This is a genomic window from Acinetobacter sp. YH12138, from assembly GCF_015218525.1.
GTDB classification, from domain to species: domain Bacteria; phylum Pseudomonadota; class Gammaproteobacteria; order Pseudomonadales; family Moraxellaceae; genus Acinetobacter; species Acinetobacter amyesii.
The window spans coordinates 2,604,714-2,626,051 of sequence record NZ_CP048670.1; the positions used below are offsets into that span (position 1 = coordinate 2,604,714).

The 21,338-nt window shown below is 41.3% G+C and carries 21 protein-coding genes, 4 tRNA genes, 3 rRNA genes and 1 pseudogene; 16 read left to right on the forward strand and 13 right to left on the reverse strand.

Translation table 11 applies throughout. The features are described from left to right. From G0029_RS12570 to G0029_RS12585, 4 genes are all read left to right on the forward strand, one after another. A complete protein-coding gene (locus tag G0029_RS12570) occupies positions 1-675 on the forward strand; it encodes an LrgB family protein (RefSeq protein WP_180107890.1) in 675 nt (224 codons plus the stop codon). 248 nt (positions 676-923) lie between these two features. After that, the gene (locus tag G0029_RS12575; RefSeq protein WP_180024995.1) at positions 924-1,376 is read left to right on the forward strand and encodes a DUF2147 domain-containing protein; all 453 of its coding nucleotides are present in this window, start codon (positions 924-926) and stop codon (positions 1,374-1,376) included. Between the two features lie 60 nt (positions 1,377-1,436). Continuing rightward, complete coding sequence (locus tag G0029_RS12580) at positions 1,437-1,886, forward strand: DUF2147 domain-containing protein (RefSeq protein ID WP_078190108.1); 450 nt, start codon at positions 1,437-1,439, stop codon at positions 1,884-1,886. Between the two features lie 140 nt (positions 1,887-2,026). Beyond that, positions 2,027-2,473 carry a DUF2147 domain-containing protein gene (locus tag G0029_RS12585; protein ID WP_180024993.1) on the forward strand — a complete coding sequence of 149 codons (447 nt, stop codon included), beginning with the start codon at positions 2,027-2,029 and terminating at the stop codon, positions 2,471-2,473. A gap of 53 nt (positions 2,474-2,526) precedes the next feature. Here G0029_RS12585 and G0029_RS12590 read toward each other — a convergent pair whose 3' ends face one another. The 5 genes from G0029_RS12590 to G0029_RS12610 form a co-directional block, all read right to left on the reverse strand. Continuing rightward, positions 2,527-3,372: a symmetrical bis(5'-nucleosyl)-tetraphosphatase gene (locus tag G0029_RS12590; RefSeq protein WP_180107891.1), complete on the reverse strand. Its 846-nt coding sequence runs from the start codon at positions 3,370-3,372 to the stop codon at positions 2,527-2,529. 6 nt (positions 3,373-3,378) lie between these two features. Next, positions 3,379-4,191: a 16S rRNA (adenine(1518)-N(6)/adenine(1519)-N(6))-dimethyltransferase RsmA gene (gene rsmA / locus G0029_RS12595; RefSeq protein WP_180107892.1), complete on the reverse strand. Its 813-nt coding sequence runs from the start codon at positions 4,189-4,191 to the stop codon at positions 3,379-3,381. A gap of 30 nt (positions 4,192-4,221) precedes the next feature. Beyond that, on the reverse strand, positions 4,222-5,031 hold the full coding sequence (locus tag G0029_RS12600; RefSeq protein ID WP_180107893.1) for a pilus assembly protein PilJ: 810 nt from the start codon (positions 5,029-5,031) through the stop codon (positions 4,222-4,224). Between the two features lie 69 nt (positions 5,032-5,100). Beyond that, positions 5,101-6,084, reverse strand: a complete 984-nt coding sequence (gene pdxA / locus G0029_RS12605; protein ID WP_180107894.1) for a 4-hydroxythreonine-4-phosphate dehydrogenase PdxA — start codon at positions 6,082-6,084, stop codon at positions 5,101-5,103. Positions 6,085-6,174: 90 nt separating this feature from the next. Then, the gene (locus G0029_RS12610; protein ID WP_180009219.1) at positions 6,175-6,555 is read right to left on the reverse strand and encodes a hypothetical protein; all 381 of its coding nucleotides are present in this window, start codon (positions 6,553-6,555) and stop codon (positions 6,175-6,177) included. A 191-nt stretch (positions 6,556-6,746) separates the two neighbouring features. Here G0029_RS12610 and rplM point away from each other — a divergent pair, with 191 nt between their 5' ends. Together rplM and rpsI are read left to right on the forward strand one after the other, a co-directional pair. Further along, a complete protein-coding gene (gene rplM, locus G0029_RS12615) occupies positions 6,747-7,175 on the forward strand; it encodes a 50S ribosomal protein L13 (RefSeq protein ID WP_004722943.1) in 429 nt (142 codons plus the stop codon). 12 nt (positions 7,176-7,187) lie between these two features. Next, the gene (gene rpsI / locus G0029_RS12620; RefSeq protein WP_078190115.1) at positions 7,188-7,574 is read left to right on the forward strand and encodes a 30S ribosomal protein S9; all 387 of its coding nucleotides are present in this window, start codon (positions 7,188-7,190) and stop codon (positions 7,572-7,574) included. A 62-nt stretch (positions 7,575-7,636) separates the two neighbouring features. On the opposite strand, the gene G0029_RS12625 is transcribed toward rpsI, so the two are convergent. Continuing rightward, complete coding sequence (locus G0029_RS12625) at positions 7,637-7,882, reverse strand: hypothetical protein (protein WP_180009221.1); 246 nt, start codon at positions 7,880-7,882, stop codon at positions 7,637-7,639. 165 nt (positions 7,883-8,047) lie between these two features. On the opposite strand from G0029_RS12625, the gene G0029_RS12630 reads away from it, so the two are divergent. From G0029_RS12630 to G0029_RS12660, 7 genes and pseudogenes are all read left to right on the forward strand, one after another. Continuing rightward, positions 8,048-8,701 (forward strand): glutathione S-transferase N-terminal domain-containing protein, encoded by a 654-nt coding sequence (locus G0029_RS12630; protein WP_180107895.1) that lies wholly within the window; start codon positions 8,048-8,050, stop codon positions 8,699-8,701. A gap of 27 nt (positions 8,702-8,728) precedes the next feature. Beyond that, positions 8,729-9,157 carry a ClpXP protease specificity-enhancing factor gene (locus G0029_RS12635; RefSeq protein WP_078194278.1) on the forward strand — a complete coding sequence of 143 codons (429 nt, stop codon included), beginning with the start codon at positions 8,729-8,731 and terminating at the stop codon, positions 9,155-9,157. 18 nt (positions 9,158-9,175) lie between these two features. Beyond that, positions 9,176-9,817 carry a hypothetical protein gene (locus tag G0029_RS12640; RefSeq protein WP_180009225.1) on the forward strand — a complete coding sequence of 214 codons (642 nt, stop codon included), beginning with the start codon at positions 9,176-9,178 and terminating at the stop codon, positions 9,815-9,817. A 426-nt stretch (positions 9,818-10,243) separates the two neighbouring features. Next, complete coding sequence (locus G0029_RS12645; protein WP_180022868.1) at positions 10,244-10,603, forward strand: roadblock/LC7 domain-containing protein; 360 nt, start codon at positions 10,244-10,246, stop codon at positions 10,601-10,603. 86 nt (positions 10,604-10,689) lie between these two features. Then, positions 10,690-11,664, forward strand: a complete 975-nt coding sequence (locus G0029_RS12650; protein ID WP_180107896.1) for a hypothetical protein — start codon at positions 10,690-10,692, stop codon at positions 11,662-11,664. Between the two features lie 15 nt (positions 11,665-11,679). After that, complete coding sequence (locus tag G0029_RS12655; protein WP_078190122.1) at positions 11,680-12,225, forward strand: GTP-binding protein; 546 nt, start codon at positions 11,680-11,682, stop codon at positions 12,223-12,225. Positions 12,226-12,235: 10 nt separating this feature from the next. Then, positions 12,236-12,635 (forward strand): annotated as a pseudogene (locus G0029_RS12660) (roadblock/LC7 domain-containing protein). Positions 12,636-12,865: 230 nt separating this feature from the next. Here the strand turns inward: G0029_RS12660 and rrf are convergent. The 5 genes from rrf to G0029_RS12685 form a co-directional block, all read right to left on the reverse strand. Further along, positions 12,866-12,980: ribosomal RNA gene (gene rrf, locus G0029_RS12665) — 5S ribosomal RNA — on the reverse strand. 196 nt (positions 12,981-13,176) lie between these two features. Then, a 23S ribosomal RNA gene (locus G0029_RS12670) occupies positions 13,177-16,070 on the reverse strand. 438 nt (positions 16,071-16,508) lie between these two features. Continuing rightward, positions 16,509-16,584: transfer RNA gene (locus tag G0029_RS12675), tRNA-Ala, on the reverse strand. Positions 16,585-16,631: 47 nt separating this feature from the next. Continuing rightward, a tRNA-Ile gene (locus G0029_RS12680) sits at positions 16,632-16,708 on the reverse strand. A gap of 61 nt (positions 16,709-16,769) precedes the next feature. Continuing rightward, a 16S ribosomal RNA gene (locus G0029_RS12685) occupies positions 16,770-18,308 on the reverse strand. Together the 16S, 23S and 5S rRNA genes with 2 tRNA genes alongside form the textbook arrangement of a ribosomal RNA operon. Positions 18,309-18,821: 513 nt before the next feature. On the opposite strand from G0029_RS12685, the gene G0029_RS12690 reads away from it, so the two are divergent. Genes G0029_RS12690 through G0029_RS12700 form a run of 3 tightly spaced genes read left to right on the forward strand, consistent with a single transcriptional unit; the run spans position 18,822 to position 21,024 of the window. Beyond that, positions 18,822-19,322, forward strand: a complete 501-nt coding sequence (locus G0029_RS12690; protein WP_180035852.1) for a YfiR family protein — start codon at positions 18,822-18,824, stop codon at positions 19,320-19,322. Next, entirely contained in the window at positions 19,319-20,536 is a 1,218-nt protein-coding gene (locus G0029_RS12695) for a diguanylate cyclase domain-containing protein (RefSeq protein ID WP_180035851.1), read from the forward strand. The genes G0029_RS12690 and G0029_RS12695 overlap by 4 nt, the downstream gene beginning before the upstream one ends. Positions 20,537-20,544: 8 nt before the next feature. Further along, a complete protein-coding gene (locus G0029_RS12700) occupies positions 20,545-21,024 on the forward strand; it encodes an OmpA family protein (RefSeq protein WP_180035850.1) in 480 nt (159 codons plus the stop codon). A gap of 114 nt (positions 21,025-21,138) precedes the next feature. Here the strand turns inward: G0029_RS12700 and G0029_RS12705 are convergent. Both G0029_RS12705 and G0029_RS12710 read right to left on the reverse strand, forming a co-directional pair. Further along, positions 21,139-21,215: transfer RNA gene (locus G0029_RS12705), tRNA-Pro, on the reverse strand. A gap of 17 nt (positions 21,216-21,232) precedes the next feature. Beyond that, positions 21,233-21,308: transfer RNA gene (locus tag G0029_RS12710), tRNA-His, on the reverse strand. Positions 21,309-21,338 lie beyond the last annotated feature (30 nt).

Here is a 21,338-nt window from a genome sequence, read left to right on the forward strand (position 1 = left end):
ATGCTTTCAATCATCTCTGGATTCATCATTACCCTGATCGCCTATCTTGTCGCAAAACCTATTAATAAAAAATTACCGCAAATCCCCGTGATTGTGATTGGGATGTTTTTCGTCATTGGTATGCTCTATCTTTTTGGCATTTCCTATGAAAGTTATATGGCACACGTGAATCCACTGTTCAATAACTTACTCGGCTATGTCACAGTGGCCTTGGCCATTCCTTTAGCAGCTATGCGCTACGATGACTTGCCATTAAAAGCCGTGGGCGGGATTTTAGTCTTTGCCAGTATCAGTGCCGTTGCCCTCCCTATGGGGCTGGCTTATTTATTGCATTTGTCTGATCCAACCATTATGGCTTTTGCTACACGGGCAGTGACCACCCCAATTGCCATCAACATTGCGACGCTGCTGCATTCCCCGATTCCTTTGGTGATTTTGATTGTGATTTTATCAGGGGTGATTGGCGCAGCATTTTCACCCATCATACTCAAAAATATTCATGATGAACGTGCATCAGGACTCGCCTTAGGACTTGCTGCACATGCGATTGGCACAGCTCAAGCTTGGCAGCGCGGCAGCATTGCTGGGCGCTATGCGGCATTTGGCATGGCGGTAAATGCAGTCTTCACAGCAATCTGGTTGCCAACTTTCATACTCTATCTAAAAAATATGTGACTGAGCAATCACTTTTAAATGATTGTTTTGTATAAAAAATAAACTTAATATAAATTCTAGGGTACACCACAACACATTGAACGATGTGCTGTGGATGTTACATTTTTGGTAAAGGCACTTTTGTGCAACATGTCAACTTTCCCGAATAAAATGTAAATATTTATGCTTAGAGTAGTTGCTCTAAGTTCAGATATTACCTAGTATGATCAATAAACCCTCACAAAGTGTATTGATAAAGGATTATTAATATGATCGAAAAAAGTTTGAAATGGGCTGCATTATTCGGTGCTGTAGTCACAAGCTCTGCACTCTATGCTCAAGATCTTACAGGGACTTGGCAACAAATTGACGATAAAACCGGTTCGCCTAAAGCACTGATCGAAATTCGAAAAGATGCCAAAGACACCTATACCGGCAAAATTGTCAAAGTGACGCCACGTCCGGGTTATACACCAAAGGAAAAATGTGTGAATTGCCCTGCACCTTATACCAACCAGCCTATTTTAGGGATGGATGTATTTAAGGGGCTGAAACTTGAAAGTGAAAATACCTACTCTCAAGGAAAAATTATTGATCCTTTAGCAGGCAAAATTTACAGCTTAAAAGGCAAAATTTCTGCCAATGGTAAGCGCTTACATTTACGTGGATATCTGGGGATTTCCGCGATTGGTCGTACACAGACATGGATTCGCGTTGAATAAATTTTAAATTTATTCAGTAAATTGATTTGATATAGGTGAACCACCTACAGGGAATATCTGATGAAAAAATTAAAAGTGAGCCTCTTATTCTTAGCTGCTGTAATGAGTGGTTCAGCTTTTGCTCAAGACCTTTCAGGGACTTGGCAACAAATTGATGATAAAACAGGTTCACAAAAAGCCATTATTGAAATCCGTAAAGAAAGTAATGGAACATTCGTGGGTAAAATCATTAAAGTGACGCCGCGTCCGGGTTATACGCCACGTGACACCTGCGTAAACTGCCCTGCACCTTATAAAAACAAACCGATTTTAGGCCTTGATGTGTTAACTGGTTTAAAACATGTTGAAGGGACCAATAATTACGACAAAGGCCGTATTATTGACCCACTTTCTGGCAAAATTTATGACACAAAAGTTCGCTTAAATGCCAGCGGAAAACGTCTCACGCTGCGTGGCTATATGGGTGTATCAGCACTCGGTCGTAGCCAAACTTGGATTCGCCAAGAATAAGTTCAATGTTATAAAAACCGCCGCCATGGCGGTTTTTTTATGCCTAAGATATTCAAATTATTTTAAAAATAAAGTTGACTATTCTCGTAAACTTTCTAACATACGTGCTCATAAATCACGCTTCTAGGGGAAAAGCGATTATGTTTAAAAAAATATTATTCAGCCTTTGCACATTCGGATTGATGAATGTCGCATTTGCAAATGACATTACTGGCACGTGGCAACAAATTGACGATAAAACAGGAGCGGCCAAAGCGATTATTTCGATTCACAAAGAATCCAATAATACCTATACCGGTAAAATTATTAAAATTACACCACGTCCTGGCTATACACCGCAAAAAAACTGCAATAAGTGCCCTGCACCTTATACCAACCAACCGATTCTCGGCATGGAAATTGTTAAAGGTTTAAAGCAAATTAATAATACAAATAATTATGAAAAAGGTCGTATTATCGACCCTCTTTCTGGCAAGGTTTATGATGCTAAAGTGCGCTTAAACAGCACAGGAAAACGTATTTCGATCCGTGCAAGTATTGGCGTTTCAGTCTTGGGCCGTAACCAAACTTGGATTCGTTTAGACTAATCCTCACACCAATAAAAAAGCCGCATCAATGCGGCTTTTTTATTTTTAAATACTTACATCACAGGATTATCGACAGCAAACATGTGCTGATCTTCTAAACGATAAGCCATCAACTGATTGCCCCAGACACATCCGCCATCCACATTTTGGATTTTTGCTGAAATGCTTTTTCCTTGCAAAGCCGCCCAATGACCAAAAAGAATTTGATGGGTCTGAGCTGCTTGTGACTCAAACTCAAACCATGGCTTAAAACCCTTCGGCATAGGGTCATCGAGTGAATCTTTAAAACTAAACTCTAAACGGCCTTCTGCATCGGTTAAGCGCATGCGGGTCAAATAGTTGGTAATACAGCGTAAGCGCGCATGACCAGACAAATCATCCGTCCATAGGTTCGGCTCTTTACCGTACATCACTTGAAGAAACGCATCAACCACATCAAAGTCGTCATGACCAATCACCGCTTCCACCTCTTTTGCCAAGTCTGCGGTTTGCTGCGCAGTCCAATTCAAAGGAATGCCTGCATGGGTCAAAATGGTTTGCTCATTCGGAAATAGACACAGCGGCTGCTTGCGCAACCAATCGATCAAATCATCACTTTCTAAAGCGTGAATCACATCATCGATATTGTCTTTAGGATTGATATCCTTAATACCACGAGCGCATGCCAGCAAAGTCAGATCATGATTGCCCAGTACCGTCGCCGCAACTTCACTATCCACTAATTTTTTGATGAACCGCAAAGCGCCTACCGAGTTTTCACCCCGTGCGACGAGATCACCGGCAAACCATATAAAATCTTGGTCTGCATCAAACTTTATCTCTTTCAGTAAAGCTTTTAATGTTTCAAAACAGCCTTGAACATCACCAATGACATAGTTATAGCGAATATTGCGAGTCATAATTATTTAAGCCACCATTTGATCTGCTAATGCGACAAATTCTGCAAGTGTTAGGGTTTCAGGACGCGCCATTGGATCAACCCCTGCATTTTCAAAACCATCTTCAACCAACATGCCTTTTAAGCTGTTACGCAAGGTCTTGCGGCGCTGAGTAAAGACATGTGAAACCAAACGCGCAAGCGCTTTTTCATCTTTCGCCACAATCGGTTTAACGGCATAAGGCTCTAAACGGAATACCGCAGAGGTGACTTTTGGCGGCGGATTAAACGAACCCGGCGGCACTTCAAATAAAAACGTCGGTTTACAGAAGTATTGGATCATCACCGATAAACGGCCGTATTCTTTGGTATTCGGTGAAGCGGTAATACGGTCCACGACTTCTTTTTGCAGCATGAAGTGCATGTCTTTGACTTTGTCGCCAAACTCCAAGAGATGGAACAGCAGCGGTGTCGAGATGTTATACGGCAAGTTACCGACCACACGCAGTGGACGGCCTTCAGCAAACAGCTCGGTAAAGTCATATTTCAGCGCGTCGGTTTCAACAATGGTCAAGCGCTCAGGATGTGGCACACGACCCGGCAAACCTGCGGCTAAGTCACGGTCCAGCTCAACCACAGTTAAAGCATCGCATTCACCAATTAAAGGCGATGTAAGCGCAGCAAGGCCGGGACCAATTTCGACAATATTGTCACCAGCACGCGGATTTACCGAACGTACAATTTTGGCAATAACACGTTGATCATGTAAGAAATTCTGTCCAAACCGCTTACGCGTGTGATGCCCTTCATCTTTTGGGTTTAGGGCATTAATTTGATACATAAAATTCTCCGCATAGGTTTATTACAACGATTACTGACTTGATTCAAATTCACTCAAGCGAGCAAAAATTTCTTCGGACTTGGTCACATTATCCCGAGCCGCTTTAATTACACTGAGCAATGGCTCTCTTTGTTTCAACAAAGCCATTGTTTCAGATTTCATCATTTCTTCAGTTTCAGCCTGAATGGAGAGCAAACTTTCACGCATTTCAGCATTGTTTACGCGCTCTACACCGAGTTCAGGATTACCATTCAGTTGAGCCTTCAAAAAAATATTGAAAGTTTCAAAATCTGCTAAAAAGTCATCTAAATCATCTGGATGAATAGAATTTACATCAGTTAACTTCAGCAAAGAACTCAACATTCGTCCCGCAATATAGACTTGATTTTTGGCAATCATTGCTTGAATAGCTGAATTGTTTGCTCTAGCCATCATATCAGCCAGAATGTTATATTCAGCTTGAATACTTGGAATGGTTTCACTTACAAGAAGTTGATATTCATATAGCGCACTCAGGCTATTTTGATGCTGTACAAGCAGATCAATATTAGCATTGATTGCCTGTCCATCTTGAAGCATTTTATCAGCACCATCACGATTCGCATATTTTTTATGCACCGCGTTCAGCGCTTGATTAAATTTTTGCTGATTATGTTTAAAGCCATCCACAGCACCCGGTAATGCAAAACGTATAAATCCTTCCGTCTGTTTTGGAATTTGCAGCGATAATACTTTTAATTCACAAAAATGATGATCTGTAGCGAGCGTTGAACATGCTGACAGCATCAACGCTAACGCAATCCCAAAAAATGGGCGAATGATCGATTTCGCCCTATGCATCTTGTTATTTTCCTGTTTTATTTTTGATAATTTTTTACTATTATTCATATAAAATTCAAACCTTTATTATTAAGTTTCGTTATTTTTCGCACGTGCTAATTCTAAAGCCAAATCAACCGCCACCTGTAAACTCGAACTTTTAGCAAGACCAGTTCCAGCCAGTGACAGTGCTGTGCCGTGATCCACTGAAGTCCGAATAAACGGTAAGCCCAAAGTGATATTGATGGCTTCGCCAAAGCCCTGCGACTTTAACACAGGTAAGCCCTGATCGTGATACATCGCCAAAACCGCATCGGCATCTTTTAAATTTTCAGGGGTAAATAAGGTATCAGCAGGTAAGCTCAGGCTCATATTCACCCCTTGAGCGCGATAACGCTTAAGCACCGGATTGATCACTTCAATCTCCTCCATGCCCAAATAGCCATCTTCACCCGCATGCGGATTTAAACCGCAGACTAAAATATGCGGATGATCTTTTTTAAATTTGGTTTTTAAATCATGAATTACAATATCAATGACTTGATGCAAACGTTCTTGAGTAATAGCATCCGCAACATCACGAAGCGGTAAATGTGTTGTTGCCAATGCGACACGGAGCGTTTTGGTCGCAAGCATCATCACGACACGATCAACGCCTGCAAATTCTTGATAAAACTCGGTATGTCCACTGAAATGAATACCGGCATCATTAATAATCGACTTTTGCACAGGTGCAGTTGCAACACCTACACTTTTGCCAGACATCGCATAATCTGCAGAACGACGTAATTGTTCCAACACATAGGCTGCATTATTCACATCTAACTGACCTGCGATGACAGATTTAGCCACAGGTACATGTTCCACATAAAGCTGACCTAGAGCTGCCGAACCCTCCTGCCCAACATAGTCAATCAGTTCAACTTCGAGCTTTAACTGTTGAGCACGCTTGAGCAGCAAATCTTTATCAATAAGAACCACAAGTGGCCTTTCATCTATTCGATTGGCTAAGCTCAAACAAATATCAGGTCCGATACCTGCGGGTTCACCGCTCGTGATATATAAAGGCAGCATGGGTCTATCCTGTGTGTGCAATAGCATTATTATACTGTGTGATGCACATGACAGACCTAATTTTATTGATTAAAAATATCGGACTAAAACTCAAAAATAAGCGCGTTGTGCGACATTGTATGGGATGAAATCGAAAGCAAAACCTGAAATGCCAATGATCCAAATCAATGCAATAAGAATTACAATGCCGCGCTGAACGGCTGACACATGTTGCGGGTACTTCGTTATCAGCCAAAAAGACATACCACCCACAAGCAATAATCCAATCAACAGATAAACCAATAAATAACTAAGGAAAAATAAAGTGAGCATCATTAACCAAACGATGATCGCACCATCCGCCCCGTGCAAATACACCAAATACAAAAAAGTTGGGCTTAAAACCAAGGCGCTACATAAGCCCATTAATTGCAACCATTGCCGCCAAAATGAGGGTTCAGATGTGTTTTTTAACAGATTAGAATTCGACATGATTTACTTTCATCCGCTTTTTTTATAATTTCTGGATTATCTGCTGTTTATTGCTGAAGAAATATACTACAATACAGCGCTTGAAATTTTATATTTTCATTTGTGATTCTTCACGTATTCGTATAGAATCGCGTCTCCTTTTGTTTGGACAGCTTCCATAGTCCAAACCAACTATAATAGGTAGTGGTTTAATGAAAACTCTCAGCGCTAAGCCAGCTGAAGTTCAACACGACTGGTACGTTGTTGATGCTTCTGGCAAAACTTTAGGTCGCCTTGCGACTGAAATCGCTCGTCGTTTACGCGGTAAGCACAAAACTTCTTATACTCCTCACGTTGACACTGGTGACTACATCGTTGTTATCAATGCTGAGCAAGTTCAAGTGACTGGTAAAAAATCACTTGATAAGAAATATTATCGCCACACTGGTTTCCCTGGTGGTATTCGTGAAACTAATTTCGAAAAATTAGTTGCTCACAAACCAGAAGAAATCTTCGAACGTGCTGTAAAAGGCATGTTGCCAAAAGGTCCTCTTGGTTATGCAATGATCAAGAAAATGAAAGTGTACGCTGGTACTGAGCATCCACATACTGCTCAACAGCCACAAGTTTTGGACATCTAAGGGATACAGCACATGGCTACTAACTATGGTACAGGTCGCCGTAAGACCGCAACTGCACGTGTTTTCCTATCAGCTGGTACTGGTAAACTCGTAATCAACAACCGTTCTTTAGAACAATATTTCGGTCGTGAAACTGCTCGTATGGTTGTTAATCAACCACTTGAGCTTTTAGAAGCTACTGAAAAATATGACCTTTACATCACTGTTGCTGGTGGTGGTATCGGTGGTCAAGCAGGCGCTATCCGTCACGGTATTACTCGTGCATTGATCGCTTCTGACGAAACTCTTAAACCTGCTCTTCGTCAAGCTGGTTTCGTTACTCGTGATGCTCGTGAAGTTGAACGTAAGAAACTTGGTTTACGTAAAGCTCGTAAACGTCCTCAATTCTCTAAACGTTAATTCGTTTACCGAATCGGACAAAAAACCTTGGCTTATGCCAAGGTTTTTTTATGTCTTAATTTTTATGAAGATGATGCAAATAGAATAACGATCCGATAAACAAAGAGACTCAAACTCGCAATAAAACATATAACCGACAGTGTTAGTGTAATTGTACAAATGGTCATTTTGCTTTTTTGTTCAGGACTATCATCCTCTGCTCCATAATCAGAGGCATAACCTCCAGCGAGTGCCGTATAAAAGCCAATGCCCACAAAAATAACAGCAGCTAAAAATAATAATTTTTGTACAAGTGCAATGGTCATCATGCGGTGACGATCAGGTAAATGAATGACATGAAAAAGCTATCAGATAAAATCAAATAAAACAAAACTGTAATTTTCACTGTAGCTGCATTGATATTGCTAAAGTCCCCGTGATTTTACTGTCTAATTTTAGTATCCTATCTTATTCATTTCTCATCGTCTCGGATTATGTCAGTCGAAAATGCACCTCTCCAAGGGATTACGCTTTACAGTCATGCGGATGACTTTCGCTCACACTGGATACGCTATGTACTTGCAGAGAAGCAAATCAAACATAATTTAATTATTGCTGATGATGAAGACGAAGATCTTGCGAGTTTAAATCCCTACAATCAACTTCCGATGATGATTGAAAATGGCCTAAAACTCTATAACAGCAGTATTATTGCCGAATATCTGGATGACCGATATCGTCAAAATAAACTGTATGCAGATGCACCCATGCCTCGTGCAGAGCAACGTCAATATGTATGGCGCTTCGAACAAGATTGGTTAAGACTTGCCGATATTATGCTTCGCCATCCCGATACCCTCGATGAAAAAGCCAAGCAAAAAGCACAAAAACAATTACGTGATACACTCATTTCACTAACCCCCTTGTTTCAGCATTATCCTTATTTTATGTCTGAACAATTTGGCATGTTAGACTGTATGCTCGCACCTGTATTTCTGCGTCTAAAAGCCATGGGGATTGAGCTTCCCAAACAGCAATGCCGCCCTATATTTCTCTATTGCCAACGCATCTTTAGCCGTCCTGCATTTATCAAATCGATGACATTGCAGGAAAAAAATCGCTATAGCGAGCTTTTAGCAAAAAATTAATTTCCCATAAATATTCGAGTAAGCATTATGTCTGAACAGGAACTACAACTCACTCCAACGCGTCCATACTTAACACGGGCACTTTATGAATGGATTTGTGACAATCAACTTACACCGTACCTACTTGTCGATGCGACACAGAATGGTACGATGGTGCCAGTTCAATATATCCAAGATGGCCAAATTGTCCTGAATATCGCACCTCATGCAACGCATGCGCTACACATGAGCAATGAGACGATTACTTTCTCTGCACGCTTTGGTGGCGTTTCGCAAAATCTCTATATCCCCTTTTCTGCTGTTCTAGGTATCTATGCACGTGAAAATGGTCAAGGCATGTTCTTCGATCCTCAAGAATATGAAGGTATTCAGAATGATCAAAATGCTTTAAAATCAAACGACCAAGAACAACAAGAGCAGCCGAAGAAAAAACCAGGTTTAAGGTTGCTCGATTAAAGAATAAGGAAGCGAATAATGGCTTTTGATTTAGTACAATATTTTGTCGAACAAATAGAATCTCAAAAGCCTACGCTTTTAAGTCATTTAAATCGTGAAGAAAAACGTCAACATATACGTGAAATTAATGCATTAACTTTAGGTGAATTGATTCATCAGCTCCGCAATAATGCTCAAAAGGTTTATCAAGAAATTACTCATCCTGATGAACTCTATATTCAAGAAGTTTCACGCCATCTGACCACCAATCCATCGAATGCATCAATATTAGAGCGCTCTGAACTTGAACACCTAACAACTGAAATTTTTCATTTACAATTAAATGAATTAAAGCAACTTCATGATACCGGCTCACACTCACCACAAAGCATTCAAGAATTACTCAATGGACAAATTGAACACCTTTCTGGTCAAGCGGATGATTGGGTTTGGTCAACAAACAACCTAACAGAGCTTCTTGGTTCTAAACCCAATCTGCAAGAAGAGATATCATTAGAAGCATCAATGAAGGAGTTCAATCAAATGGTTAATCAACAACATACTCAAGAAGATGTGACAACTGAAGTACAAGTTCCAACTTGGTCAAAAATTGTAGAGCCTATTGTTGCAGTGGTGATTTTATGGATTTTGGCATCTGCAGCTTGTAATATTTTTTCTTAAGTGGCTTCATTTGTCTAAATCAATGACCTGCTTTTTAAGCAGGTTTTTTTAAATCGAATATTCTAAATTACACGCCTTTAGATCACTTTTTGTTTTCTTTATGTAAATCGGTCAGCTTTATTCTACAAAAATTGAGTTTTATCACACCATTTACAAAATATTACATTTGAATTTTTGGTAAATTTTATATCAAAAATAAAGTTCTAAAATACATAAAAAATATATATAGCAAATTAAATCACATTTTTTAAATCCTAAAACTTAACGCTATATTTAGAAAATATTATCCTTTTAAAGCAAAAAATTAATTTTATTGCAAAGCCCCTTACGCTTCTTATAATTAAATTATGTAGTTAAAAACGCTAGTTTAATTACCTAAATATCTACAAATAATAATCATGTATAACCTAAAAGAGGGGCATAAAAATGGCTAAAGTTTCATTAGAATCACTCACAACAATCGACGGTTTTCATGCAGCGGCACTGGTAGACGGTGAAAGTGGCCTAGCTATGGCGACACAAGGCGGTGGAGATATTGATTTAGAATTAGCAGCTGCTGGAAATACTGAAGTGGTTCGCTCCAAAAGACGTGTTGCTCAGTCACTCAATTTAGACGATCACATTGTCGATATTTTAATTACTCTAGGAAAGCAGTATCACTTGATTCGTCCACTGGAAAATAATGAATCCGTGTTCTTATATTTAGTACTTGATCGTGCCAAAGCAAACCTAGCCATGGCTCGACACGAATTAAAAACCTATGAAAAAAATTTAGATTTTGCTTAATTTCACCCAACCCTCTTATGCCAATAAGAGGGTTTTTTATTCCCAAAATGTTTTACAGGTTTGAATAAAATTAGTCGAGGAACACCATGAATAAGCAATATATCAATATCGGCATTGCAGGATTAAGTATTCATGATTCAGATCAACTCAAACATCAGCTTTACACAATTTTTCCACAGCACTTTAATATCCAATGGAAAAGTGCATCTGATGTGAATCTCGATTGCCTATTTATTCATGAGCGTTTTTTTGACACCGAAGGAATTCAAAAAATATTAACACGCCGCGCTTTACCTTGGCTCAAGATCTCGAAAGACAACCAACAATCAGGGCGTGTCAGAAACAATACGCTGTTCCTTCCCATAGACGACAATCAAGAGCTCAATCAATGGATTGATAAACATCTCGTCAGCCATAATGACCTTAACGAATCCATTGAGCATGCTCAACATGATCAAATCCAGAGCTTTAGCGATTTTAATTTGGAGGATGATTACTTCAAAAAAATGTATGCAGAAGATAATCATCAAAAATTACACCTATATGATGATCTAGGCACAATATCGGTAATCGATACCGCGCAAAATATAGCTTGGCTCAACCTCGAGCGTCAACTTCAACACACAGATGCTAGTTTTAAATATGATTTCGCATCAATTGAAGATATGACCCATGTAAGTCGAAAGCATCCCGTCATCCTTCAAGACTGGATATGGAATCTATTTTGGCAAACTCCGAATTTTTACCAAACAGTTCCTGAAGATGGTCATTTTCGAATTTTAAGCTGGCCAAAACCTGCTGAACATTTATCTCATAAACAAATTTTTCAACTTTCTGCATGTTTTATCCAGGCTGCAAAGATATCAACCATTGCAGAACAATATGATATTCCCCTCAGCACTGTTCGACAGTTCATTGCTGCGAATATGGCATCACTGAATATAAAAAAAATAAATCTTTGGGATAAACATTACACACCACCCGAAAAGCATGAACCAACAGAAGAAAAGAACTTTGTACAAAACTTCTTTAGTAAGTTACGCCGTAAATTTGGATTTTAGAATAGGACATCAAACATGATTCTTCAGCAATATAAAATTGTCTTTGCTGGTTCTATGGGTGCTGGAAAAACTGAAGCGATTCGTTCACTTTCTGATATCCCAGTTCTACTGACCGAGGCGTTTAATACAGATCAAACCAGCCATCAAAAACTTGAAACCACAGTAGGTATCGACTACGGAGAAGTGACCTTAGAAGATGGTTTAAAAATAGGTTTATATGGTACCCCTGGACAAAGTCGTTTTGATTTTATTTGGCCTGTGATTTGTCAAGGCGCAATCGGTGCAATTATTCTGATTGATCATAATGTTAATGACCCCTTAAGTGAACTCGAAAGCTACTTAGAAACCTTCCAAAACTATACAGATAACATAGCCATTGGAATTACCCATACAGATGAAATCACAAGTTCAACGAATACTGCTATCTACAAAGATTGGCTGATTAGTCAGGACTTATATTCGCCCCTATTCTTTATCGACTGTCGCAAAAAATCTGACGTTTTACTGCTACTTGAAGCTTTAATTACCTCAATCGAAGTAAATCACTATATCACTGCATAAGGAGCTACTAATGTTTAATGTCACAAAACGCACCGCTTCGAATGAGTTAATACAACATGCCCGTGAACAAATAAATAATATTATTAACAATGCACGCGGGGTTCATTTCATCATGGTGTGTTCAACAGATGGATTTGAGCTGACGAGTGTTTCAAACGTGGGCAATATAACAATAGCAAGTTAGCAGCTCTATCCTTGCAATGGTGTCAGCATTTATCAAAGAAATTCATTTAGTTGGTTGTCAGAATATAACCTTAGATGCAGAAAATGGAAAAGCGATACTTGCATCAGTCTCTGCTCAAAATCACCCCATGATTATTGTGGCGTTAACAGACAAAGATATTTTATTAGGCCAAGTCTTATATATGCTTAAAGCTGCAACGCAATCAATTATTTCAGCGGATCAATGACCTTGATAGAAAGATTGAGGACGTCTTACTTTATATTTGAGTGAGAAATATTCATATATTATCCACTTACAACATATTCATTTTCCTATTCTATTCTTCTATTCTTCTATTCTTCTATTCTTCTATTCTTCTATTCTTCTATTCTTCTATTCTTCTATTCTTCTATTCCCCCTTTTCTCCGCACATAAAAAAACACCCCCTGCACTAGTCAGGGGGTGTTTCGAATAATGAGCTGGCGATGACTTACTCTCACATGGGTAACCCCACACTACCATCAGCGCTAAGAGGTTTCACTTCTGAGTTCGGGAAGGGATCAGGTGGTTCACTCTTGCTATTGTCGCCAGCACAACTGTTATGGATACTCGCTTAGTCTAATCTCAGAGCAGTGCTCTTCGTGCTAAGTTTTCTACCAAATGAGTTATTAACAGAAGTACTTGAGTTAATTTAAGGTGTTCATTTTATCTAGCTTTTCAACTAAATCAAGTCTGATTGATTATATGTGAATCAATTGATGCTTTACATACAACTGTTTGGGTGTTGTATAGTCAAGCCTCACGAGCAATTAGTATTGGTCAGCTTCATGCGTCACCGCACTTCCACATCCAACCTATCAACGTCGTAGTCTTCAACGGCTCTTTAGTGGACATAAAGTCCAAGGGAAATCTTATCTTGAGGTAGGCTTCCCGCTTAGATGCTTTCAGCGGTTATCCCTTCCGAACATAGCTACCCGGCGATGCGACTGGCGTCACAACCGGTACACCAGAGGTTCGTCCACTCTGGTCCTCTCGTACTAGGAGCAGATCCTCTCAAATTTCCAGCGCCCACGGTAGATAGGGACCGAACTGTCTCACGACGTTCTAAACCCAGCTCGCGTACCTCTTTAAATGGCGAACAGCCATACCCTTGGGACCTGCTTCAGCCCCAGGATGAGATGAGCCGACATCGAGGTGCCAAACACCGCCGTCGATATGAACTCTTGGGCGGTATCAGCCTGTTATCCCCAGAGTACCTTTTATCCGTTGAGCGATGGCCCTTCCATACAGAACCACCGGATCACTAAGACCTACTTTCGTACCTGCTCGACTTGTGGGTCTCGCAGTTAAGCGCGCTTTTGCCTTTATACTCTACGCGTGATTTCCGACCACGCTGAGCGCACCTTCGTACTCCTCCGTTACTCTTTAGGAGGAGACCGCCCCAGTCAAACTACCCACCAGACATGGTCCTCGTCCCGGATAACGGGACAGAGTTAGAACCTCAATATTACCAGGGTGGTATTTCAAGATTGGCTCCACCGAAACTAGCGTCTCGGTTTCAAAGCCTCCCACCTATCCTACACAAGTAAGATCAAAGTTCAATGTCAAGCTGCAGTAAAGGTTCACGGGGTCTTTCCGTCTAGCCGCGGGTACACCGCATCTTCACGGCGATTTCGATTTCACTGAGCCTCTGCTGGAGACAGCGCCCCCATCATTATGCCATTCGTGCAGGTCGGAACTTACCCGACAAGGAATTTCGCTACCTTAGGACCGTTATAGTTACGGCCGCCGTTTACTGGGGCTTCGATCAAGAGCTTCGCTTACGCTAACCCCATCAATTAACCTTCCAGCACCGGGCAGGCATCACACCCTATACGTCCACTTTCGTGTTTGCAGAGTGCTATGTTTTTAATAAACAGTTGCAGGGGCCTGGTTTCTGTGGCTGCTCTCAGCTCAGGAAGCAAGTTCCATCACCAAAAGCAGCGTACCTTCTCCCGAAGTTACGGTACCATTTTGCCTAGTTCCTTCAGCAGAGTTCTCTCAAGCGCTTTGGTCTACTCGACCTGACCACCTGTGTCGGTTTCGGGTACGATTCCAGTGTAACTGAAGCTTAGAGACTTTTCCTGGAAGTATGGTATCAGCCACTTCACTGTACAAGTACAGCTTGCTGTCAGATCTCAGCATAGAGTACCCCGGATTTGCCTAAGATACATGCCTACTTCCTTTCACCTGGACAACCAACGCCAGGCTGACTTAACCTTCTCCGTCCTCTCATCGCATTACACTGAAGTATTGGAATATTAACCAATTTCCCATCGACTACGCCTCTCGGCCTCGCCTTAGGGGTCGACTCACCCAGCCCCGATTAACGTTGGACTGGAACCCTTGGTCTTTCAGCGAACGGGTTTTTCACCCGTTTTGTCGTTACTCACGTCAGCATTCGCACTTCTGATACCTCCAGCAGACTTCTCAATCCACCTTCATCGGCTTACAGAACGCTCCCCTACCACTTACACTAATGTGTAAATCCGCAGCTTCGGCATATAGTTTTAGCCCCGTTACATCTTCCGCGCAGGCCGACTCGACTAGTGAGCTATTACGCTTTCTTTAAAGGGTGGCTGCTTCTAAGCCAACCTCCTAGCTGTCTATGCCTTCCCACATCGTTTCCCACTTAACTATAATTTTGGGGCCTTAGCTGGCGGTCTGGATTGTTTTCCTCTTGACTACGGACGTTAGCACCCGCAGTCTGTCTCCCGGATAGTACTCATTGGTATTCGGAGTTTGCATCGGTTTGGTAAGTCGGGATGACCCCCTAGCCGAAACAGTGCTCTACCCCCAATGGTATTCGTCCGAGGCGCTACCTAAATAGCTTTCGGGGAGAACCAGCTATCACCGAGTTTGATTAGCCTTTCACCCCTATCCACAAGTCATCCCCTGGCTTTTCAACGACAGTGGGTTCGGTCCTCCAGTTAGTGTTACCCAACCTTCAACCTGCTCATGGATAGATCACCCGGTTTCGGGTCTACACCCAGCAACTAAACGCCCTATTAAGACTCGATTTCTCTACGGCTCCCCTAATCGGTTAACCTTGCTACTGAATGTAAGTCGCTGACCCATTATACAAAAGGTACGCAGTCACCAAACAAGTTGGCTCCCACTGCTTGTATGCATGCGGTTTCAGGATCTATTTCACTCCCCTCACAGGGGTTCTTTTCGCCTTTCCCTCACGGTACTGGTTCACTATCGGTCAGTCAGGAGTATTTAGCCTTGGAGGATGGTCCCCCCATATTCAGACAAGGTTTCACGTGCCTCGCCCTACTCGACATCATTATCTAAGCCCTTTCGTGTACAGGACTATCACCTACTATGGTCGCACTTCCCAGAGCGTTCCACTAAAGCTTAGATAACTTAATGGGCTTTTCCCCGTTCGCTCGCCGCTACTGAGGGAATCTCAATTGATTTCTTTTCCTAAGGGTACTGAGATGTTTCACTTCCCCTCGTTCGCCTCATAAACCTATGTATTCAGTTTATGATACCCGCCTTATAGCGGGTGGGTTTCCCCATTCAGAAATCTCCGGATCACAGGATATTTGCCGCCTCCCCGGAGCTTATCGCAGGCTATTACGTCTTTCATCGCCTCTGACTGCCAAGGCATCCACCACATGCACTTAATTACTTGACTATACAACCCCAAACAGTCGTTACACCTACAAGTCAGTGTAGCAACAAGATCCACCAGTAAACTGGCTTCTCTCACAGTTCGTTGTTCCGTGCACTTAAGCACTGTACAGCTTCAATTAGATTCATATACCAAAACGCTTGATTCAGTTAATTTCGCTAGTAACTCATTTCATTCAACTTTCACAATTGCTTGTTAGGTTAAATCAAACGAGTATGAACAAATTATTTCAACTCAAATATATTCTGTTAATGATTTTTTCCAGCCTTCGTCAGGTCAGGAAACTGTGATAAATCACAGAGCTTAATAACAATGGAGCGAATCATACGCCACTTTGTTGCTAAGCTCTATAACCTAAACACTTGATCGCTTAAGGACTAAGCTAACAATCGTTTGATTGTTTATTTTAGCTTCGTTCTTTATACATTCCGAAGGAATGTATGGTGGAGACTAGGAGAGTCGAACTCCTGACCTCCTGCGTGCAAAGCAGGCGCTCTACCAACTAAGCTAAGTCCCCAGCTTATCAATAAGTCAATGTTCTGATTTTCCGTACTTTGTCAGTAGTGGTGGGTCTGACAAGACTTGAACTTGTGACCCCACGCTTATCAAGCGTGTGCTCTAACCAACTGAGCTACAGACCCTCAGATACATCGTCATGAAGAACAACTTGTTGTGGATTCTTACCAATCGTCAATCTTTCGTTAAGGAGGTGATCCAGCCGCAGGTTCCCCTACGGCTACCTTGTTACGACTTCACCCCAGTCATCGGCCACACCGTGGTAAGCGTCCTCCTTACGGTTAGACTACCTACTTCTGGTGCAACAAACTCCCATGGTGTGACGGGCGGTGTGTACAAGGCCCGGGAACGTATTCACCGCGGCATTCTGATCCGCGATTACTAGCGATTCCGACTTCATGGAGTCGAGTTGCAGACTCCAATCCGGACTACGATCGGCTTTTTGAGATTAGCATCTCCTCGCGGAGTAGCAACCCTTTGTACCGACCATTGTAGCACGTGTGTAGCCCTGGTCGTAAGGGCCATGATGACTTGACGTCGTCCCCGCCTTCCTCCAGTTTGTCACTGGCAGTATCCTTAAAGTTCCCGGCTTAACCCGATGGCAAATAAGGAAAAGGGTTGCGCTCGTTGCGGGACTTAACCCAACATCTCACGACACGAGCTGACGACAGCCATGCAGCACCTGTATGTAAGTTCCCGAAGGCACCAATCCATCTCTGGAAAGTTCTTACTATGTCAAGACCAGGTAAGGTTCTTCGCGTTGCATCGAATTAAACCACATGCTCCACCGCTTGTGCGGGCCCCCGTCAATTCATTTGAGTTTTAGTCTTGCGACCGTACTCCCCAGGCGGTCTACTTATCGCGTTAGCTGCGCCACTAAAGCCTCAAAGGCCCCAACGGCTAGTAGACATCGTTTACGGCATGGACTACCAGGGTATCTAATCCTGTTTGCTCCCCATGCTTTCGTGCCTCAGCGTCAGTATTAGGCCAGATGGCTGCCTTCGCCATCGGTATTCCTCCAGATCTCTACGCATTTCACCGCTACACCTGGAATTCTACCATCCTCTCCCATACTCTAGCTTCCCAGTATCGAATGCAATTCCCAAGTTAAGCTCGGGGATTTCACATCCGACTTAAAAAGCCGCCTACGCACGCTTTACGCCCAGTAAATCCGATTAACGCTCGCACCCTCTGTATTACCGCGGCTGCTGGCACAGAGTTAGCCGGTGCTTATTCTGCGAGTAACGTCCACTATCTCTAGGTATTAACCAAAGTAGCCTCCTCCTCGCTTAAAGTGCTTTACAACCAAAAGGCCTTCTTCACACACGCGGCATGGCTGGATCAGGGTTCCCCCCATTGTCCAATATTCCCCACTGCTGCCTCCCGTAGGAGTCTGGGCCGTGTCTCAGTCCCAGTGTGGCGGATCATCCTCTCAGACCCGCTACAGATCGTCGCCTTGGTAGGCCTTTACCCCACCAACTAGCTAATCCGACTTAGGCTCATCTATTAGCGCAAGGTCCGAAGATCCCCTGCTTTCTCCCGTAGGACGTATGCGGTATTAGCATCCCTTTCGAAATGTTGTCCCCCACTAATAGGCAGATTCCTAAGCATTACTCACCCGTCCGCCGCTAGAAATCGGTAGCAAGCTACCTATTCCCGCTCGACTTGCATGTGTTAAGCCTGCCGCCAGCGTTCAATCTGAGCCATGATCAAACTCTTCAGTTTAAAATCAATAGTACATATAGTGTACCAATCTTGGCTCATCAATTACTGACAAAAATTTGCTCAAATAAACTTCGAGTAATTTCTACCATCAATCAATGAAAATAATTTCGATCAATCAATCAGTAAAAATCCACACAAGTTGTTCTTCATAATCTCTTAATGATCTTCTTGTTGGTTCGTCACCAGCAAGCTAGGTCGGCTATATTACTCTTTATTTCTAAAGAGTCAACTGGTAATTCAAATTATTTTTAAACTTAAAAAATAAAACCCAACTTAACCAAGTCATTGTTTTATCAGAAGTTTTAATCTTCATCACCGCCGATGGATGTGCATTCTACAGCATTTCTGATCCAACGCAACACCTTTTTTATGATTTATTTTACGCATGTCGATTTTTTAAACACACAAACATTCTTTTGTATTATTATTGGGCTATATACGCCCTATTTCATATAATAAAACGTATATACACCCAATTTTCATTCCATTTAATTTAAGACTTTTTGATTTCATATGGTTGTTTTTAAAAAAACTGCCTATTTAATAATGGCGTGCTCCATTTCACCCATATTATATGCAGCTCCCACAGCAAATATTTTCACAACCACTTTCTCTATTTTGAGTTATGCCAAGTGGGAAACCACTTCACCCAAATTTTGTGTGATTAATAATTCAAGTTTAGTCAATGATTTTAAAAAACTTGCGCCAACCCACAGCACTTATAAAATTACAGCCATCAATGTAAATGACATCAAATCTAGTCATTGCCAAGTTTTATTTTTTTCCAATCTATCAGCAAAAGAAGAACAAAGTATTTTAAACAACCATGTTAATTTCCCCGCCCTCTCTCTAAGTAGTAACAATAGTGAGTGTGAGTCTGGCAGTGCATTTTGTTTGTATAAAAAAAATCAGAGTTATTCGTTTAAAATTAATATGGAAAGTTTAACGCAGTCACAAATACATATTGATCCACGCGTTTTATTACTGGCGAAGTCATCGGAGTCAGCTGAATGAAACAACTCTATAACCCAATTACATTACACCAATTATTTACGCGTTCGCAGCTCACCATCTTTGCTTTAACATTTACGATTTGTTCTGCGATTTTTTTGGTGATTTCCACCTATACAATGCATACCTATGCAAAAAACAGCTTAACGATTTTATCAAATGCAATTAACGAACGTGTTCAACCGGCTGTGGTGTTTAATGACCAAATAACGATGGGTCAAATTTTAAATGAATACACCCAACTATATCCTATCCGTTCAATAGAAATTACCAACCTTCAAAATGCGTCGCTTGCTCATGCTGAGCAAAAAGAAATTTCAACATTCTCTAGCCAAGCGATTTTAGATTATTTCTTTTTTAGCCAACCGATTCGTTTAGATATTCATCATGATCAGAAAAGTTACGGCGAACTGGTCGTATATGGAAACTCTTCAGATTTAGTTAGTTTCTTCCATAAAATTTTGCTGGGCTTGTTTTTAGGTTTTATTCTTTTATTGGCTACTGTGTTTTGGTCGGTGAATTCTGTTTATCAATACTTAATGCAATCTGTTCGCTCTATTGTTGAATCAGCCCAAACCATTAGCATTAAGAAAGATTATAAAATGCGGGTTTCAAACTCTGATATTCAAGAATTACACGCACTCAGTACCGCCTTTAATGGTTTACTTAGTGAAATTGAACAGTCAAATAAAAACTTGATTTCAGAAAATGACAAGCTAATTCATCTAGCACGTCATGATGCATTAACCCAATTGCCAAATCGTAATTATTTTTATGAAAAGCTGTTTGAGCTATTTGACTTAAAAGCGAACGCTGCTGTGTTCTTTGTCGATATTGAAAACTTTAAACATGTGAATGACCAATATGGACACTTAGCTGGAGATGCAGTACTGCGTGCCTCATCACATTGTTTAAAACAAGCACTTCCAGATGATGCTTTCGTTGCGCGACTCGGTGGTGATGAATTTGCAATTATTATCAATCGCTTAAACTTCCTGACAGAACTCGAAGTCTTTTGTCACAAAATACATGACTGCTATGGTTCCACATTTGTTTATGAGCAACATAATATTGCATTACAAGCTAATATTGGTGTGGCACTGATCCAAAATGCGAAATCGCCAGAAGATCTAATCGCAGATGCGGATCGCGCTATGTATGATGCTAAACTTTCGAATAATCATTGGTGCATTGCACCACAACGCCCCAACTCATAGGAGTTGCTATGTTAAAGAACGCATTTAAAGTTTTATTTATAATTGCATTCACAGCCACTATGACAGCCTGCATGAGTTTAGGTAATTTAAGCTACAAACAAGCACGCATGCTTAAAAAAGAAGGGTTTGTCTTGACCAATGATGGTTGGACACTTGCCCTACCAGAACGACTTTTATTTGGTTTTGATGATTATCAAATTCAACCCCACCAACAAGTCAAGTTAAATACACTTGCCACTCAACTGATTAAATATGACCTAAACAAAATTAAGTTTATTGGTCATACGGATAATGTTGGACAAGCCAATTACAACCAACAACTGTCAGAAAAACGTGCGCAAAGCGTCGCAAACGTCTTTTTAAAGCAAGGTTATAACAGTTCAAATATTCAAATTATTGGCCGTGGTGCTGAACAACCGATAGTCTCTAATGACACTAAAACCAATCGTGCCATCAACCGTCGTGTAAATGTCACCATCATTCCCTAAATAGCAGAATATAAAAAAGCCACCTTATGGTGGCTTTTTTATTTTTTATAAATTTCAGGCATAAAAAAACCGCTAAATGCGGCATCTTTTTCATAGTATTACTTTTGAGATAAATGGTCGGAGCAGTAGGATTCGAACCTACGACCCCCTGGTCCCAAACCAGGTGCACTACCAGGCTGTGCTATGCTCCGCTTTCAACTTTAAAAGTTGGGGTGAATGATGGGATTCGAACCCACGACAACCGGAATCACAATCCGGGGCTCTACCAACTGAGCTACATCCACCATCGTGTTCTTGCTTGTGAATAACCAATA